At 59.4% G+C, this 17372-nt stretch carries 12 protein-coding genes; 11 read left to right on the top strand and 1 reads right to left on the bottom strand.

Annotation, left to right across the window (positions count from 1 at the left end; all coding sequences use genetic code 11):
* Window positions 1–34 precede the first annotated feature (34 nt).
* The 9 genes from FE840_RS03715 (at window position 35) to FE840_RS03675 (ending at window position 10976) form a co-directional block, all read left to right on the top strand.
* Complete coding sequence (locus FE840_RS03715; RefSeq protein WP_425502196.1) at window positions 35–853, top strand: carbohydrate ABC transporter permease; 819 nt, start codon at window positions 35–37, stop codon at window positions 851–853.
* On the top strand, window positions 853–1704 hold the full coding sequence (locus tag FE840_RS03710) for a carbohydrate ABC transporter permease (protein ID WP_138287094.1): 852 nt from the start codon (window positions 853–855) through the stop codon (window positions 1702–1704). Before FE840_RS03715 ends, FE840_RS03710 begins: the two co-directional genes overlap by 1 nt.
* The gene (locus tag FE840_RS03705; protein ID WP_138287095.1) at window positions 1701–3806 is read left to right on the top strand and encodes an alpha-galactosidase; all 2106 of its coding nucleotides are present in this window, start codon (window positions 1701–1703) and stop codon (window positions 3804–3806) included. The genes FE840_RS03710 and FE840_RS03705 overlap by 4 nt, the downstream gene beginning before the upstream one ends.
* Window positions 3799–4890 (top strand): ABC transporter ATP-binding protein, encoded by a 1092-nt coding sequence (locus FE840_RS03700; protein ID WP_138287096.1) that lies wholly within the window; start codon window positions 3799–3801, stop codon window positions 4888–4890. The genes FE840_RS03705 and FE840_RS03700 overlap by 8 nt, the downstream gene beginning before the upstream one ends.
* Window positions 4890–6815, top strand: a complete 1926-nt coding sequence (locus FE840_RS03695) for a beta-galactosidase (RefSeq protein WP_138287097.1) — start codon at window positions 4890–4892, stop codon at window positions 6813–6815. Before FE840_RS03700 ends, FE840_RS03695 begins: the two co-directional genes overlap by 1 nt.
* A 131-nt stretch (window positions 6816–6946) precedes the next feature.
* Window positions 6947–7804: an SDR family oxidoreductase gene (locus tag FE840_RS03690; RefSeq protein WP_138287098.1), complete on the top strand. Its 858-nt coding sequence runs from the start codon at window positions 6947–6949 to the stop codon at window positions 7802–7804.
* A 42-nt stretch (window positions 7805–7846) separates the two neighbouring features.
* Window positions 7847–8653: an alkaline phosphatase family protein gene (locus tag FE840_RS03685; protein ID WP_138287099.1), complete on the top strand. Its 807-nt coding sequence runs from the start codon at window positions 7847–7849 to the stop codon at window positions 8651–8653.
* A gap of 68 nt (window positions 8654–8721) precedes the next feature.
* The gene (locus tag FE840_RS03680) at window positions 8722–9438 is read left to right on the top strand and encodes an SDR family oxidoreductase (RefSeq protein ID WP_138287101.1); all 717 of its coding nucleotides are present in this window, start codon (window positions 8722–8724) and stop codon (window positions 9436–9438) included.
* Complete coding sequence (locus FE840_RS03675) at window positions 9432–10976, top strand: cryptochrome/photolyase family protein (RefSeq protein ID WP_171033687.1); 1545 nt, start codon at window positions 9432–9434, stop codon at window positions 10974–10976. Before FE840_RS03680 ends, FE840_RS03675 begins: the two co-directional genes overlap by 7 nt.
* 6 nt (window positions 10977–10982) lie before the next feature.
* Here the strand turns inward: FE840_RS03675 and FE840_RS03670 are convergent, their stop codons facing one another.
* Entirely contained in the window at window positions 10983–12728 is a 1746-nt protein-coding gene (locus tag FE840_RS03670; RefSeq protein ID WP_138287103.1) for a glucan ABC transporter ATP-binding protein/ permease, read from the bottom strand.
* A gap of 293 nt (window positions 12729–13021) precedes the next feature.
* Between FE840_RS03670 and FE840_RS03665 the strand changes: the two genes are divergently transcribed.
* Entirely contained in the window at window positions 13022–13759 is a 738-nt protein-coding gene (locus FE840_RS03665) for a LuxR family transcriptional regulator (RefSeq protein ID WP_138287105.1), read from the top strand.
* 127 nt (window positions 13760–13886) lie between these two features.
* Entirely contained in the window at window positions 13887–17348 is a 3462-nt protein-coding gene (gene pyc / locus FE840_RS03660) for a pyruvate carboxylase (RefSeq protein WP_138287107.1), read from the top strand.
* Window positions 17349–17372: the final 24 nt, after the last annotated feature.

The raw sequence follows: 17372 nt of genomic DNA, 5'->3' as shown, positions 1-17372 counted from the left end.
GGCCCCGTGGCTGTTTCTTGCGCCGGGCATGTTGATGTTTCTCATCTATGTTCTGGTTCCAATCTTTCAATCTATCTGGATCAGTTTTCATGACTGGGATGGGCTGGGTGCAAAGGAATGGATCGGCTTGCAGAACTATGTCGAGCTGATGGATGACGACACGTTCTATGTGTCGCTGCACAACAATGTCCTGTGGCTCGTTCTCTATCTTCTCTCGATCCCCGCAGGCCTTGCTGTTGCGCTGTTTCTCAACCAGACGGTAACCGGAATAAGGCTCTACAAATCCCTGTTCTTCTTCCCATTCGTGATCAGCCAGGTTGTTGTCGGCCTGATGTTCACCTGGTTCTACGCGCCGAATTTCGGACTTTTCTCGCAGTCGATCGAATGGCTGACGGGGACCCAGGTCGCCGTTCTCGCCGACGAGCGCTATGTGACCTATGCAATCATCGTTGCTGGCCTCTGGCCGCAGACCGCCTATTGCATGATCCTCTATCTGACCGGCCTCAACAACATTAACACCGAGCAGGTTGAAGCGGCACGGATGGATGGGGCCAAGGGTTTCAAACTCCTTTGGTACATCATCCTTCCGCAGCTCGCGCCGGCCACGTTCATTGCCATGGTCGTGACAGTCATTGGATCGCTGCGTTCATTCGATCTTGTCTCGATCATGACGGCCGGCGGTCCCTATGGCTCCAGTCAGGTTCTCTCCTATTTCATGTACGAGCAGGCGCTCTCGGAATATGGCTTCCGCATGGGTTATGGCGCGGCCATCGCCGTCGTCCTTTTCCTGATCATGATGGTCTTCATCTCTCTCTTCATCGTCCGCATGCTTTCGCAGGAAAGGAACGCCTGATGTTCCCGACCCCTATCCAGAAGGCGTCTCCGCTCGTCCGTTCCGGCTACAAGGTGATGCTGCCAATTGCGCTGTTCCTGTGGCTTCTGCCGCTGATTGGCGTCGCGCTAACGTCAGTGCGCCCGGCTGGCGATCTCGCTGCCGGCAACTATTTCGGCATTCCCTCAGGCTTTGCCGGCTTTGAGAACTATTCGGCAGTCTTCCAGAATTCACCAATCGGCTACTACATCCTGAATTCCTTCAAGGTGACAATTCCGACGGTGATCGGGGCCGTGGCGCTCTCCTGCCTCACCGGCTTCGCCCTGGCTGTCTACAAGTTCAAATCGAACCTCTTCCTCTTCTTCCTGTTCGTTGCCGGCAATTTCATTCCGTTCCAGATCCTGATGGTACCGGTTCGCGATCTGACCCTGAAAATGGGGTTCTACGACACGACGATGGGCCTGGTGCTTTTCCATGTCGCCTTCCAGACCGGTTTCTGTACCTTGTTCATGCGCAATTTCATCAAGGGACTGCCCTTTGCGCTCATTGAGTCGGCGCGTGTAGAAGGTGTCTCCGAATGGCAGATCTTCCGTCACATCGTGCTGCCGCTGATGCGGCCTGCGATTGCCGCTCTGTCTGTGCTGGTCTTCACTTTTGTCTGGAATGACTATTTCTGGGCAACCGTTCTGGTTCAGGGCCAGCATGCGATGCCGGTGACGGCGGGGCTCAACGCCTTGAATGGTCAATGGGTTGCAGCGTGGCATCTCGTGTCTGCGGGGTCCATTGTCGCGGCCCTGCCGCCGGTCGCGATGTTCTTCCTCATGCAGAAGCATTTCATCGCCGGGCTGACCCTTGGAGCGACAAAGGGATGAGTGAGATCGTCATCATCGATTCGGGCCAGCTGGCGCTGAGCCTGCGCCTGCCGGAACTTGGCATGCCGGAGATCCTGTCCTTCGGCGCTGAACCCGTCGAAGCCGATCCCCTGTTCGAGATCGAGCGCTCCAGCCGGGTCAACGGCATGGACATCGCCGTGCCCTCGAATGTGCTGCTGCCGACGGGCGGCATGGGCTTCTTCGGCTGGCCGGCGATTGCAGGTCACCGCGGGGGCCGCGATTTCGTCGCGCAGTTCGGTGGCTGGACGGTCATTCGTGACGGCAATCAGACGGTGCTCAAAGCTGTCGATTCGGTCGCCAGGCTCGGCATCGCCATTACGCTCACCGCGCATGACTCCGGCCTGATCTCGATGGCGACGGCGTTAAGCAATCTGGGCGAGGCGGATTATCAGCTTGATCGCTGCATGGCGGCGACATTCCTGGCGCCGGCCGGCGATGTGCAGGTGATGAGCTTTACCGGCATCTGGGGGCGCGAGTTCCAGACGCGGCGCGAGCTTCTCGGCAATGGCACCTGGATCCAGGAAAGCCGGCGCGGGCGCACCTCGCATGATCGCTTTCCGATGCTGTTCATCGAAAGCGAGACCCAGATCTTCGGCGTGACGCTTGGCTTCAGCGGTAACCACCAGATGGTGATCGACCGCACCGATGACGGCCAGCGGCTGGTGCATCTCGGCGAGCTCTTCGAACCCGGCGAAATTATCCTTGCGCCGGGCGAAAGCTATCACAGTCCGATCGCCTATGCCGGAGCCGACAGCCAAGACTTCCATGCCTTTGTCCGTGACGAGCTGACCCAATGGCCCGGCGGCAAGATGAGCCCGCGCCCGGTGACGCTGAACACCTGGGAAGGCAATTACTTCGACCACCAGATGGACTCGCTGAAAGCCCAGGCAACAGCCGCTGCCGAACTCGGCATCGAGCGCTTCGTGCTCGACGACGGCTGGTTCGGCAAGCGTGACAACGACACGACCAGCCTTGGCGACTGGGATATCGATGCACGCAAATATCCCGATGGCCTGAAGCCGCTGGTGGATCACGTGACCGGGCTTGGCATGCAGTTCGGCATCTGGTTCGAGCCTGAGATGGTGAACCCGGTTTCGGAGCTCTACAAGGCGCATCCCGACTGGGCGCTGACGATCGAGGGCCGTCCGGTCCTCGAATCGCGCACCCAGCTGGTGCTGGATCTGACCCGTCCCGAAGTCTCCGACTATCTCTTCGGCAAGATCGATGCGGTGCTGTCGAACCATGCCGTCTCCTACATCAAGTGGGACATGAACCGTGATCTGACGCATGCGGCCGGTCGCGACGGCAAGGCGAAGACTGCCGCCCAGACCCGTGCCGTCTATGGGCTGATGGACCGCATTCGTGCCGCTCATCCCAATGTCGAAATCGAAAGCTGCGCCTCCGGTGGCGGACGTATCGATTACGGCGCCTTGAAGCGCACCCATCGCGTCTGGACGTCCGATTGCACGGATGCGCTGGAGCGGCTGGAAATCCAGCGCGGCGCTTCGGTCTTCGTGCCGCCGGAAATTCTTGGCAGCCATATCTCGGCCTCGCCGAACCATCAGACCGGTCGCCGCCACACGATTGCCTTCCGGGCGCTCGTCGCCATCGCCTATCATCTCGGCGTGGAGCTGAACCCGCTCGAACTCACCGATGAGGAACGCGACGAACTCAAGGTCTATATCGAGACCTACAAGCGGCTGCGCGATCTCTTCCATGCGCCCGGCGCCAGTTTCCGCATGGAACCGCTCGACGGTCGCTATGTCTGGGGTGCGGCTTCGGCCGAGAAAATCGTGGTGATCGTCGCGCAGGGGCCGCAGATGGTGGGCGAACAGCCAGCACCTCTGCGTCTGCCCGATCACGTGACGCAGTTTGGCGGCCAGTGGCGGATCAAGACCGTGCTGCCGGCAGGACCGCAATTCATCCGTATCTCCGAGGGCCAGAAAGCGCTGCTTTCCGGTGCCGTCACCTTCGCGCTTTCCAGTGCCGGACTTTCCGGCCTGCCGCTGCCGATGCTGACGCCCGAAAGCGCTCTTCTCCTCGAACTGGAACCGATCAAGGGAGGCAAGACCCATGGCTGACGTGAGCCTGCGTGGCGTCAAGAAACAGTTCGGCGCGCTCAGCGTCATCAAGGGTGTGGATCTCGACGTCAAGGACGGTGAGTTCTGCGTCTTCGTCGGCCCCTCCGGCTGTGGCAAATCCACGCTTCTGCGCATGATTGCGGGCCTTGAGGAGATCAGTGCCGGCAGCCTCTCCATCGGTGGCAAGGAAATGACAAAGTTCGGTCCATCCGAACGCGGTGTTGCCATGGTCTTCCAGTCCTATGCGCTTTATCCGCATATGTCTGTCGAGGAGAATATCGGCTTTGGCTTGAAGATGACGGGCCATTCGAAGGCGGTGATTGCAGAGCGAACGGCGGCGGCTGCAAAGATGTTGCAGCTTGAGCCCTTGTTGAAGCGCAAGCCTGGACAGCTATCAGGTGGTCAGCGTCAGCGTGTCGCCATCGGGCGTGCCATCGTCCGCAATCCGGAAGTCTTCCTTTTCGACGAACCGCTGTCGAACCTCGATGCGGCGCTCAGGGTGCAGATGCGAACGGAACTCCTGAAGCTGCATCAGGACCTGAAGGCGACGATGATTTACGTGACCCATGATCAGGTCGAAGCCATGACCATGGCGGACAAAATTGTGGTTCTATCCGCCGGTCAGATCGAGCAGGTCGGTTCGCCGCTCGAACTCTACCACCGCCCGAACAATCTCTTCGTCGCCGGCTTCATCGGCTCGCCGAAGATGAACTTCCTTAAGGTTCAGGTGAAAGGAGAGGGACAAGCAACGACCGTGCAGCTTGCGGGGGCGACGATCTCGATACCGACATCTGGTGCTGCCTTGTCAGATGGTGAGATGACGCTTGGCATCAGACCCGAACATATCGATGCAGGTGGGCAGGGCGATGTCGTCATCGAGGCGACTGTCAAGCTTGCCGAATATCTCGGTTCGGAGACGCTGTTCTTCGTCACACTTGCCGATGGCTCGGAGCTTGCGGTGAAGGCCGATGGTCTTGCCAGCGAAAAGCCCGGCCAGACGCTGCGCCTCGGCATCAATACCAAGGCCTGCCATCTGTTCGACAAGGACGGCAAGGCTGTCATCAATGGGGATCTGACACGATAATGCTGGGCGTCTGCTACTATCCGGAACACTGGGACGAAAGCCGGTGGAAAACCGACGCGCGCCGGATGCGCGAACTCGGCATTTCCTTCGTGCGTATCGGCGAGTTTGCCTGGTCTCGTCTGGAGCCCTCGCGCGGCAGCTTCACCTTCGAATGGCTCGATCGGGCGATTGACGTATTGCATCAAGCGGGCCTGAAGGTCGTGCTCGGCACGCCGACGGCCACCCCGCCCAAGTGGCTGGTGGACGAATGCCCCGATATCATTCCCTATGACGAGCAGGGGCGCCCGCGCGGCTTCGGTTCGCGTCGTCACTACACCTTTTCATCGGAAACCTGGTGGAAGGAAAGTGCGCGGATCGTCGAGATCGTCGCCAAGCGCTATGGCGAGCACCCCGGCATTGTCGGCTGGCAGACGGACAATGAATATGGCTGCCACGACACGACGGTTTCCTGGGGTCCTGAAGATCTGAAGAGCTTCAAGCGCTGGCTGCGGCTGCGTTACCAGTCAACGGACCAGCTCAACGAAGCCTGGGGTTCGGTCTTCTGGTCGATGGAGCTTTCGAGCTTCGACGACGTCGCCCTGCCGAACCTGACGGTGACCGAGACGAACCCGGCGACCCGTCTCGACTTCTGGCGCTTCCATTCCGACCAGGTCGCAGCCTATGACAAGATGCAGTGCGAGATCATCCGCAAGCATTCGCCCGGTCGCTGGGTCACCCATAACTTCATGGGCTTCGTGTCCGACTTCGACCACTTCAAGGTCGGCGACAATCTCGATCTGGCCTCCTGGGACAGCTATCCGATCGGCTTCGTCGAGAAGTTCCCCTTCGCGGAAGAGGAGCGCAATCGCTGGGCCGAGACCTCGCATCCGGATATCGCGCCCTATCATCACGATCTCTACCGCGCCGTCGGCAAGGGGCGCTTCTGGGTGATGGAACAGCAGCCGGGTCCGGTGAACTGGGCGCCGTGGAACCCCGTGCCGAAGCCCGGCATGGTGCGTCTGTGGACATGGGAAGCTCTGGCGCATGGCGCTGACGTCGTGAGTTACTTTCGCTGGCGCCAGGCGCCGTTTGCGCAGGAACAGATGCATGCGGGCCTGAACCTCCCTGGCCTCGACGAATGGTCGCCGGGCGGCAAGGAGGCGATGCAGGTCTCCAAGGAGCTGGCGGCTCTCGGCGCGCTTCCCGAAACGAGCCAGGCACCTGTCGCGCTGGTCTTTGACTATCAGAGCTACTGGTCGACGATGATCCAGCCGCAGGGCAAGGATTTCCGCTACGAGGAACTCTGCTTCCGCTGGTACGAGGCGCTGCGCCATCTCGGCCTCAATGTCGATTTCGTCCGTCCTGGCGCGTCGCTCGAGGGCTATCCGCTGGTTGTCGTGCCCTGCATGACGGAAGTGACCGAAGCGGCACGCGCCGAGCTTGAAAAGGCTACGGGTGTCGTCGTGATCGGTGCGCGCACCGGTTCGCGCGACCGCAATTTCCGCATACCGGAAAACCTGCCGCCTGGTCCGCTGGGCGCATTCACGGGCAATCGGGTCATTCAGGTCTCCTCCCTGCGTCCGGGTCTCTCGGATGGCGTTTCCGGCGCGGTTTCGGGGCATGCGATCCGCTGGCGCGAATATCTGGAAACCTCGGCTTCAGTGCTCGCGACCTTCGACAACGGCGATCCGGCACTCACCGAGAAGGGCAATGTTCTCTATCTCGCCTGCTGGGCCGATGCTGGCCTTCTGGGCGATGTGCTGGAACTGGCAACCAAGAAGGCCGGTGTTGCGACGCTGCGCGTGCCCGACTTCATCCGCATTCGTCGTCGTGGTGACCTTTTCTTTGCCTTCAACTACGGAACCGAGGACTGGACGCTGCCTGAAGGTGTCACACCACGACTCGGTGGTCGCGTGCTGGAGCCACAGAATCTGGCAATCTGGTAGCCGTCCTGCCAACAGACCGTCAAACCTGGGGCCGGCTCATTGCCGGCCCTTTTCCGTTTGCCCGTGTGTGATCTCCTGGAACCTCTCTTGCTCGTCTTTGTTCGGCAGGCAGTTTCAACAGGAGATTGACCATGGCCGACTATCCGGTGCCCCCTTTCGACCAGCAGAAGATTGCCATGCCGGGCATGACAGTGGAGATGAATCCCGTACCGGACCATGGTGAGACGACATACAAGGGTTCCGGTAAGCTTCAGGGCCTCAAGGCGATCATCACAGGTGCGGACAGCGGTATCGGTCGTGCCGTTGCGATTGCCTATGCAAGAGAAGGTGCCGATATCCTCATTTCCTATCTTGAGGAGGAGGAAGACGCAAAAGAAACGGCGAACTGGGTTGAGAAGGAAGGTCGAAGTGCTATTCTGATGCCCGGTGATATCCAGTCTGCAGATCATTGCCGTGAAATCATCGATACAGCAGTCAGGGAATTCGGTGGCGTCGACATCCTTGTCAATAATGCCGCCCATCAGGCATCTTTCAAGGAGATTACCGAGATATCCGATGCGGAATGGGAACTGACCTTCCGCGTCAATATCCATGCCATGTTCTATCTGGTGAAGGCGGCCGTTCCGCATATGAAAGCGGGCAGTTCGATTATCAATACGGCGTCCATCAATTCGGATAGTCCCAATCCATCGCTCCTTCATTATGCAACGACCAAAGGTGCCATTCAGAATTTCACTGCCGGTCTGGCACAGATGCTTGCCGGGAAGGGAATTCGTGCCAACGCTGTCGCGCCGGGACCGATATGGACGCCCCTGATCCCGTCCACGCTGCCGGAGGACTCCGTGAAGAATTTCGGCAGACAAGTGCCGATGCAGCGCCCCGGCCAGCCGGCGGAATTGCAGACCGCGTATGTGATGCTCGCCGATCCGCTCTCAAGCTACGTCTCGGGCGCAACAATTGCTGTCACAGGCGGCAAGCCGATCATTTGAGACGGCCTTGCCTTTGGCGCACGGCGTGGCATGGTGCGCGCCATGAACAAAGTGATCCTGATCGTTCTCGACGGGCTGCGCTACGACGTGGCCCGCTCCTGTCTCGGCTACATGGAAGGTCTCGTGGCGGCAGGCCGGGCCGATGTGCGCAAGCTGACCTGCGAACTGCCCGCCATGTCGCGGCCGCTCTATGAAACCTTGCTGACCGGGCGAAAGCCCGTGGACCACGGCGTGGTCAGTAATGGCGTGGTGCGCCGCTCGATCGGGAACAATCTCTTCGCGCGGGTCCGGGCGCAGGGTGGCGTGACGGCTGCTGCCGCCTATCACTGGGTGTCGGAGCTTTATGTGTCCTGCCCGTTCGACCGCTATCGCGACCGCATTCTCGTCGATGGCACAGGCGATATCACTCACGGCGTCTTCTACTGGGACGATGCCTATCCCGACAACCATCTCTTTGCCGATGCCGAATGGCTTATCCGGTCGAAATCGCCCGATTTTCTGCTGCTGCACCCGATGAATGTCGATGATGCCGGCCACAAGCATGGTGGTGGCAGCATCGGTTATCGCAATGCGGCGCGGATGCAGGGCGATCTGCTTGCCAGGCATGTGCCTGCTTGGGTCGAGGCCGGTTACAGCGTGATCGTGACTGCCGATCATGGCATGGGTGACGACGGCAATCATGCAGGGCCGACACCGGAGGAAACGGAAGTGCCCTTCTACACGGTGGGCTTCCGAATCGAGAAAGCGGCCCTGCTGCAGCAGATCCAGATTGCCGGCCTCGTCTGCCGGCTGATGGACATCGATCCCGGCGACATGCCGGCCTTTGGCGGGACCGTGGAGCGCCTCTGAGACAATCTGTGCCTGATCCGGTTTGACTGCCTGCCGTATTGGGTAGCACAGACCTGTAGGAGATCCAGATGTCCGACTTTTCCGGAATGACATCCCTTAATCCCGGCTACCGCGCGCTTGTGCTCGGGGCGAGCGGAGGCATAGGCGGCGCCTTTGCTGCCGCCATCAAGGCCGATCCTGCCTGTGGTGGTGTGACCGGGTTGTCGCGCAGCCGCGACGGGTTCGATATCACCGATGATGCCTCTGTCGGCGCTGCGGCAGCCCGGTTGTCGGACGCGGGCCAGAAATTCGATCTCATCCTCTGTGCGACGGGTGCGCTTGTCATCAATGGCAATGGTCCGGAAAAGACGATCAAGGCGATTCAGGCGGATGTGATGGCAGCGCAGTTTGCGCTGAACGCCATCGGTCCGGCGCTGGCGCTGAAGCACTTTGCGCCGCTGCTCACCAACGAGGGCAAGAGCGTGTTTGCCACGCTGTCGGCACGGGTCGGCTCGATCGGCGACAACAAGCTTGGTGGCTGGATCTCCTATCGATCCGCCAAGGCGGCGCTCAACCAGATCACTCGCACCTCAGCCATCGAAATTGCCCGCCTCCGGTCGAAAAGCGTGGTGGTCGCCTTGCATCCCGGAACGGTCGACACCGGCTTTTCGGGCGGATTCTCCAAGGGCCACGATCGGACCCAGCCGGGCGAAAGCGTTGCGATGATGCTCTCGGTGCTGGACCGCCTTGAGCCCGCACAGACCGGTGGCTTCTTTGCCTATGACGGTCAGCCGATCGAATGGTGAAGTCAATCCGCATCCATCTCGTGCTCGGCGATCAGCTCAGCCATTCCCTGTCTGCGCTTGCCGATGCTGATCCGAAAACCTCGCTGGTGTTGATGGCGGAAGTCATGAGCGAGGCGACCTATGTGAAGCATCACAAGAAGAAGATCGCCTTTCTCTTCTCCGCCATGCGGCACTTTGCAGACGAATTGCGGGAGAAGGGGTTCCAGGTCCGCTATGTGACGCTGGATGATCCCGAGAACACACAGAGCCTCAAAGGTGAGCTTACCCGCGCGCTTGCCGAGAGCGGCGCTTCCGCCGTCATCATCACGGAATGCGGGGAATGGCGTCTGGCGGAGGAGATGCGGGGGTGGGAAACGGATCTCGGCGTGCCCGTCGAGATCCGCGAAGACGATCGCTTTCTCTGTTCGATCGAGGACTTCCGCACCTGGCGGAAGGGCCGCAAGCAGCTGCGCATGGAGTATTTCTATCGTGACATGCGCCGGCGGCACCGGGTGCTGCTGGAGGGCGAAGAGCCGGTCGGTGGCAAGTGGAATTTCGACGCCGAAAACCGCAAGCCGCCCGCCGCGGGTCTGAAAGGGCCAAAGCGGATCAGCCATAAGAAGGACCAGATCACGAAATCCGTGCTGGCACTCGTCGAAGAGCGCTTCGCCGGTCACATGGGCTCGCTCGACAGCTTCCATTTTGCCGTGACCGCTGATCAGGCGCAGATTGAGCTGCAGCAGTTCATCGACGAGATCCTGCCCAATTTCGGCGACTATCAGGACGCGATGGTGAAGGGCGAGCCCTATCTCTACCATTCCCTGATCTCCTCCTATATCAATGCCGGACTCCTTCTGCCGATCGATGTCATTCGCCGGGCGGAGGCCGCGTGGTTCGAGGGGCGCGCACCGCTGAATGCCGTCGAAGGCTTCATCCGGCAGATCCTCGGCTGGCGCGAATATGTGCGCGGCATCTACTGGACGGAAATGCCTGATTATGTGCACTTAAACCATCTCTCGGCCTCCCGCCCACTGCCGCAGATGTACTGGACGGCAAAGACCGACATGGCCTGCATGCGGGGGGCGATCGGGGACACGATCGAGCATGCCTATTCGCATCACATCCAGCGGCTGATGGTGACCGGCAACTTCGCGATGCTCGCCGGGATCGATCCGGCAGAGGTCTGCGACTGGTATCTCGCGGTTTATTCCGACGCCTATGAATGGGTCGAATTGCCGAACACGCTCGGCATGGCGCTTTATGGGGACGGCGGGATCATGGCCAGCAAACCCTATGCGGCGAGCGGCAAATACATCGACCGGATGAGCAATTTCTGCGGCGGATGCCGCTACGATCCCAAGCTGACGACCGGGCCGAAGGCCTGTCCGTTCAACGCGCTCTACTGGGACTTCCTCGATCGCAATACGGAGAAGCTGGCGCGCAACCCGCGCCTGTCCAACATGTATGCGACCTGGCGGCGGATGGACCCGTTCAAGCAGGATGCCATCCGCAAGCATGCCAAAATTGTCCTGCGGGATCTCGAGGCAGGTGAGCTGTGAGCCGTCTCAAAGGGCTTCGGATGCTTCTTCGGTCAGAAGGCCGCTCGTGCGAAGAAGAGATGTGAAACGACCACCCATGGCGCTCAGTTGGTCGTAATTGCCCATTTCAATAATGCGACCATGATCTAGGAAAACGACGAGATCAGCCTCCCGGATCGTGGAGAGCCTGTGAGCGATAATGAAGGTGGTACGGTTTCGGCGAAGCCGGTCAATGGCATCCTTGACCCGTGCTTCTGTCTCTACGTCCAGTGCGCTGGTGGCTTCGTCCAAGACGAGGATCGGGGCGTTTTTCAAGATTGCGCGAGCAATCGCAATGCGCTGACGCTCGCCCCCTGAGAGCCGGTTTCCTCGTTCCCCGACCAGAGTTTCATAGCCGGCAAGGCGGCTTTCGATGAAGTCCGTTGCTGCCGCTGCCTCCGCCGCCTGCAGGATTTCCTCGTCACTTGCACCTTCCCGCCCGAATTCGATGTTTTCCTTGATGGATCGATTGAGGAGGCCGGCGTCCTGGAATACCGTCGCTATCGAATGGCGCAGTGACCGGCGGGTGATTGAGGCTATGTCCGTGCCGTCAATGAGGATCCGACCCGCCTGCGGTTCGTAGACGCGTTGCAAGAGGTTGATCAGGGTCGTCTTGCCCGCCCCAGTTGGGCCGACGATCGCGACTGTCTGACCGGCTTTGACATTGAAGGAGATGTCTTTCACGCCCTGTGTCGTGTTGGCGAAATCGAAAGAGACCCCGGAGAACTCGACATCGCCCTTCACATCCGAGAGTTCGATCGCGCCCTGTGCCTCTTCCCGTTCCTGTACCGCGTCCTCAAGGTTGTAGAAGTCCTCAAGCTTCGAGCGGGCTTCAAAAATCTGATTGACGAAGCCGATCATCTGGTCGAGGCGCGAAATCAACAGACCCGCAAAGCCGGTGAAGGCGATTACCTCTCCAACCCTCAATTCCCCGGCCTGTACGAGCAGAGTTCCGATGACGAGGATGATCAGCATGGAAAGAGTAGAAGCAATACGGTTCAGGGCGCTGGCAATCGCCCACCAGTCTAGCACCGGATACTGGGCGGCAAGCAGATCCTGCGTGTATTTGCGCAATGCTCGGGTCTCCGTCTCAATTCGATTGTAGCTATGCAGCACGGAGACATTGCTGATGGAATCGCTGACATGCGAGAAAACCGTATGGTAGTGTTTCTCGACAGACGCCTGGCCTTCCTTCGTGCGGTTCATGACCGTTCGTCCGATGACCACATAAAGAACGGCCAGAACGACCAGAACGGCTGTCATGCGCACATCCATGGAGAGGGCGGTGGGCACGAGAAGGGTCAGCGCCACTGCCGTTGCCAGATGGGTCCGCATGAATTCCAGCCAGAGACCGAAGAGGGTTTCGGCGGCGCGCAACAAGGTATGGAGAGCGTTCGATGTGCCGCGCTGATGATGCCATTTAAGTGGCATGGAGATGATGCGGCCAAAGCTTTCGGTCAGAAGGTCGGCTCTGCGACCATGCGCCATTCTATCGGCCTGTCTCGCAACGAGAACATAGGCGATCGTGTTGAATACACCGAAGAAGGCCCATGCCAGAAGGACCCCCGTCGCATCCTGCTGGCCGGAAATGGCGTCAATGATGCGACCGAAGAGAATCGGTTCGATGATTGTGATCGCGGCAAGCACGACATTGGCGATTACCACCAACGCGACCCTCAGGCGATAGGCGGCCAGGTATTTCAGCGCTTTTAGATAGACTTGGATCAGCGACAAGGATGGTCCTCATGCAACGCAACACGTTTGCAGCTTCAATCTTTTTTTCTTGCAGCTGACAATAGCCTGTTTGTCATCACGGCTGAACACTTGGCATATACGGATTTTTTCCTGTGCGGATACCGTATCCGCAGTGCACGATCTGCGAGCCCTACAAGAATTCGGGTATGGTCGCTATCTACTCGTTAACGCATTTTGCTCGTCATAGTTCAATTGACGGTTCGCGATTCCAAACCCGAGCCAAATGGCTTTTTGATGATCAAATTATTCGGAATTATGCGAGGAGGTGGGGTGTGAACGTTAGCAATCTGCTGCAGTTTCTGGTGGTCGCTGATGAGTGCCGGACTGCGGATGAGGTCATAACCCAACTTGTGAAGGTCATTCGCAGCTACAAGTTTGACTATTTTGGTGTTGTGCGTCAGCCAAGACCTCATGAAAGCCCCATGGATCTTGTCTTGTGCGGCGAATGGCCCAAGGGCTGGCCGGAAACCTATATCGGCAAGAAGTATGTTCTGATCGATCCAACGGTCCGTTATCTTTCTCATGCCCAGAAGGGCTTTCGCTGGCGCGAATCCGTCAGTGCGTTCAAGACCGATCCCCATCGCAAGCGCATGGAGCGCATGATGGTGGAGAGCCAAAAATTCGGTCTCTTCGACGGATATATCTTCCCGGTCCACGGACGCTCGGGACTGGTCGGCAATATGACTGTTGGCGGCAAGACGGTCGATCTTTCGCCTGCTGAAATTGCCATGTTTGATGCAGTTGCGAAAAAGGCTTTCTGGCGCATTCTCGAGTTGCGCAAGATTTCAATCGGCCCTGCCGTAGGCGTTATTGATGCAAAGATGACGCGGCGCGAAATGGAAGTATTGAGTTACCTCGCAGATGGCCTGACCTCGAACGAAATCAGCCGAATCCTGAAGATATCGAACCATACAGTCGACTGGTACATGAATGGAATTCAGGACAAGCTGGAGGCCAAAAACAGACAGCACGTCGTTGCAATCGCTTTCCGACTTGGTCTGATCAACTGATCGCAGCGCCGAATATGACAAAAAGCGCGGTTGGCATGCCGCGCAAATTGAACTTCCTAAAACAACGCGCTATGAGTTCTCTTCGCAGGTGCACAATGCCCTGGCATATCGTTTTGGGGAGATCGAATTGCCAATATCCAAGATTCTCGTCGCAAACCGCTCGGAAATTGCCATCCGTGTTTTTCGAGCGGCCAATGAACTGGGCCTGAAGACCGTTGCCATCTGGGCGGAAGAGGACAAGCTCGCCCTGCATCGGTTCAAGGCCGACGAGAGTTACCAGGTTGGTCGGGGGCCACATCTTGCTCGCGATCTCGGGCCGATCGAAAGCTATCTGTCGATCGATGAAATCATCCGTGTCGCCAAGCTTTCCGGTGCCGATGCCATTCACCCGGGTTACGGACTGCTGTCGGAAAGTCCGGAGTTCGTAGATGCCTGCAACGATGCAGGTCTGATTTTCATCGGTCCGAAGAGCGACACGATGCGCCAGCTCGGCAACAAGGTTGCCGCCCGCAACCTGGCCATCAGTGTCGGCGTGCCGGTCGTACCGGCAACCGATCCATTGCCGGATGACGAAGGCGAAATTCATCGCCTCGCCGCCGAGATCGGCTATCCGGTCATGCTCAAGGCCTCCTGGGGCGGTGGTGGTCGCGGCATGCGCGCGATCCGCGATCCGAAGGACCTGATCCGCGAAGTCACCGAAGCCAAGCGCGAGGCAAAGGCTGCTTTCGGCAAGGACGAGGTCTATCTCGAAAAGCTCGTCGAGCGCGCCCGCCACGTCGAGAGTCAGGTGCTCGGCGACACGCATGGCAATGTCGTGCATCTCTTCGAGCGTGACTGCTCCATCCAGCGCCGGAACCAGAAGGTCGTCGAGCGCGCGCCGGCCCCCTATCTGAACGAAGCGCAGCGCCAGGAACTGGCCGATTATTCGCTCCGCATCGCCAAGGCGACGAATTATATCGGCGCCGGCACGGTCGAGTATCTGATGGATGCCGACACCGGCAAATTCTACTTCATCGAGGTCAACCCGCGCATCCAGGTCGAGCACACCGTCACCGAAGTCGTCACCGGCATCGATATTGTCAAGGCGCAGATCCACATTCTCGACGGCCACGCGATCGGTACGCCGGAATCGGGCGTGCCGAAGCAGGCGGATATCCGCCTCAACGGCCATGCCCTGCAGTGCCGCATCACGACCGAAGATCCGGAGCAGAACTTCATTCCGGATTACGGCCGCATCACCGCCTATCGTTCGGCGGCCGGCTTCGGCATCCGTCTCGACGGTGGCACCGCCTATTCGGGCGCGATCATCACCCGCTATTATGACCCGCTGCTGGTCAAGGTCACGGCGTCGGGCAGCACGCCGCAGGAGGCGATCAGCCGCATGGACCGCGCTCTGCGCGAATTCCGTATCCGCGGTGTTGCCACCAACCTCACCTTCCTCGAGGCGATCATCGGTCACCCGAAGTTTCGCGACAATTCCTACACGACCCGCTTCATCGACACGACGCCGGAGCTCTTCCAGCAGGTGAAGCGCCAGGACCGTGCGACGAAGCTCCTGACCTATCTCGCCGATGTCACGGTCAACGGGCATCCGGAAGTGAAGGGCCGCCCGAAGCCGCCGGCGGATGCGGCTGAACCAGTCCTTCCTTTCATAGAGGCGGACATCAAGCCGGGCACCAAGCAACTGCTCGACGAGCTCGGTCCGAAGAAGTTCGGCGACTGGATGCGCAACGAAAAACGCATCCTGATGACCGATACGACAATGCGTGACGGTCACCAGTCGCTGCTGGCAACCCGCATGCGCACGCATGATATCGCCAGGATCGCCGATACCTATGCACGGGCCTTGCCGAACCTCTTTTCGCTGGAGTGCTGGGGTGGGGCGACCTTCGACGTCTCCATGCGCTTCCTGACGGAAGATCCTTGGGAGCGTTTGGCACTGGTGCGCGAGGGTGCGCCGAACCTGCTTCTGCAGATGCTGCTCCGCGGCGCCAACGGTGTCGGCTACAAGAACTATCCCGACAATGTCGTGAAGTATTTTGTTCGTCAGGCAGCCAAGGGCGGTATCGACCTTTTCCGCGTCTTCGACTGCCTGAACTGGGTCGACAACATGCGCGTGTCGATGGATGCCGTGATCGAGGAGAACAAGCTCTGCGAGGCGGTCATCTGCTACACGGGTGATCTCCTGAACTCGACGCGTCCGAAGTATGACCTGAAGTACTACACAACCCTCGCCACCGAGCTGGAAAAGGCCGGTGCGCATATCATCGCCGTCAAGGACATGGCCGGCCTTCTGAAGCCGGCTGCGGCCAAGGTGCTGTTCAAGGCGCTGCGCGAAGCGACCAGCCTGCCGATCCACTTCCACACGCACGATACCTCGGGCATCGCCGCTGCGACGGTTCTCGCGGCTGTCGAGGCCGGTGTCGATGCGGTGGATGCAGCCATGGACGCCTTCTCGGGCAATACGTCCCAGCCCTGCCTTGGCTCGATCGTCGAAGCCCTGCGTGGCTCCGAGCGTGACCCGGGTCTCGACCCGCACTGGATCCGCCGCATTTCCTTCTACTGGGAAGCTGTGCGCACGCAGTACGCGGCTTTCGAAAGCGATCTCAAGGGACCGGCTTCGGAAGTCTATCTGCACGAAATGCCGGGTGGCCAGTTTACCAACCTCAAGGAGCAGGCCCGTTCGCTGGGGCTCGAAACCCGCTGGCACGAAGTGGCCCAGGCCTATGCCGATGCCAACCAGATGTTCGGCGATATCGTCAAGGTGACGCCGTCCTCCAAGGTCGTCGGCGACATGGCGCTGATGATGGTGAGCCAGGATCTTTCCGTTGCCGATGTCGAGAACCCCAACAAGGATATTGCCTTCCCGGACTCCGTCGTCTCGATGCTGAAGGGCGATCTCGGTCAGCCCCCGGGTGGCTGGCCGGAAGCGCTGCAGAAGAAGGTGCTGAAGGGCGAGCAGCCCTATACGGAGGTGCCCGGTTCGCTGCTGCCACCGGCCGACCTTGATGCCGAACGCAAGGCAATCGAAGAGAAGCTCGGCCGCGAAGTCACGGATTTCGAGTTCGCCTCCTATCTGATGTACCCGAAGGTCTTTACGGATTATGCGCTGGCAGCCGACATGTACGGCCCGGTTTCGGTCATCCCGACGCCGCAGTATTTCTACGGTCTGCCGGCCGGCGAAGAGCTGTTCGTTGATCTCGAAAAGGGCAAGACGCTCGTCATCGTCAATCAGGCGATCGGCAACACCGATGACAAGGGCATGGTCACCGTCTTCTTCGAGCTGAACGGTCAGCCGCGTCGCATCAAGGTGCCGGACCGCGCCCATGGTGCCTCGGGTAGCGCCATCCGCCGCAAGGCCGACCTTGGCAATACCGCACAGCTGGGTGCGCCGATGCCAGGCGTGGTTTCGCAGGTTGCCGTTTCCGTCGGCCAGACGGTCAAGTCGGGTGACGTGCTATTGTCGATCGAAGCGATGAAGATGGAAACGGCGCTGCATGCCGACCGGGATGGGACAATTTCGGAAGTTCTCGTGCGCGTCGGCGATCAGATCGACGCCAAGGATCTGCTGATCGTCTATTCTGCCTGATCGCTTTCTCATCACTGGAAACTA

Origin of the sequence: Peteryoungia desertarenae (genome assembly GCF_005860795.2) — a bacterium.
In the GTDB taxonomy this organism is placed as follows: Bacteria; Pseudomonadota; Alphaproteobacteria; order Rhizobiales; family Rhizobiaceae; genus Allorhizobium; species Allorhizobium desertarenae.
Note: the sequence above shows the minus strand (reverse complement) of the source record. Positions and strands in the feature narration are given on the sequence as shown.

What these genes read in the sequence shown, in the direction of transcription:
- FE840_RS03695 (WP_138287097.1), top strand. Translation starts at nt 4,890, where the DNA reads ATGCTGGGCGTCTGCTACTATCCGGAACACTGGGACGAAAGCCGGTGG.
- FE840_RS03680 (WP_138287101.1), top strand. Translation starts at nt 8,722, where the DNA reads ATGTCCGACTTTTCCGGAATGACATCCCTTAATCCCGGCTACCGCGCG.
- FE840_RS03700 (WP_138287096.1), top strand. Translation starts at nt 3,799, where the DNA reads ATGGCTGACGTGAGCCTGCGTGGCGTCAAGAAACAGTTCGGCGCGCTC.
- FE840_RS03685 (WP_138287099.1), top strand. Translation starts at nt 7,847, where the DNA reads ATGAACAAAGTGATCCTGATCGTTCTCGACGGGCTGCGCTACGACGTG.
- FE840_RS03690 (WP_138287098.1), top strand. Translation starts at nt 6,947, where the DNA reads ATGGCCGACTATCCGGTGCCCCCTTTCGACCAGCAGAAGATTGCCATG.
- FE840_RS03710 (WP_138287094.1), top strand. Translation starts at nt 853, where the DNA reads ATGTTCCCGACCCCTATCCAGAAGGCGTCTCCGCTCGTCCGTTCCGGC.
- FE840_RS03675 (WP_171033687.1), top strand. Translation starts at nt 9,432, where the DNA reads ATGGTGAAGTCAATCCGCATCCATCTCGTGCTCGGCGATCAGCTCAGC.
- FE840_RS03705 (WP_138287095.1), top strand. Translation starts at nt 1,701, where the DNA reads ATGAGTGAGATCGTCATCATCGATTCGGGCCAGCTGGCGCTGAGCCTG.
- FE840_RS03715 (WP_425502196.1), top strand. Translation starts at nt 35, where the DNA reads ATGTTTCTCATCTATGTTCTGGTTCCAATCTTTCAATCTATCTGGATC.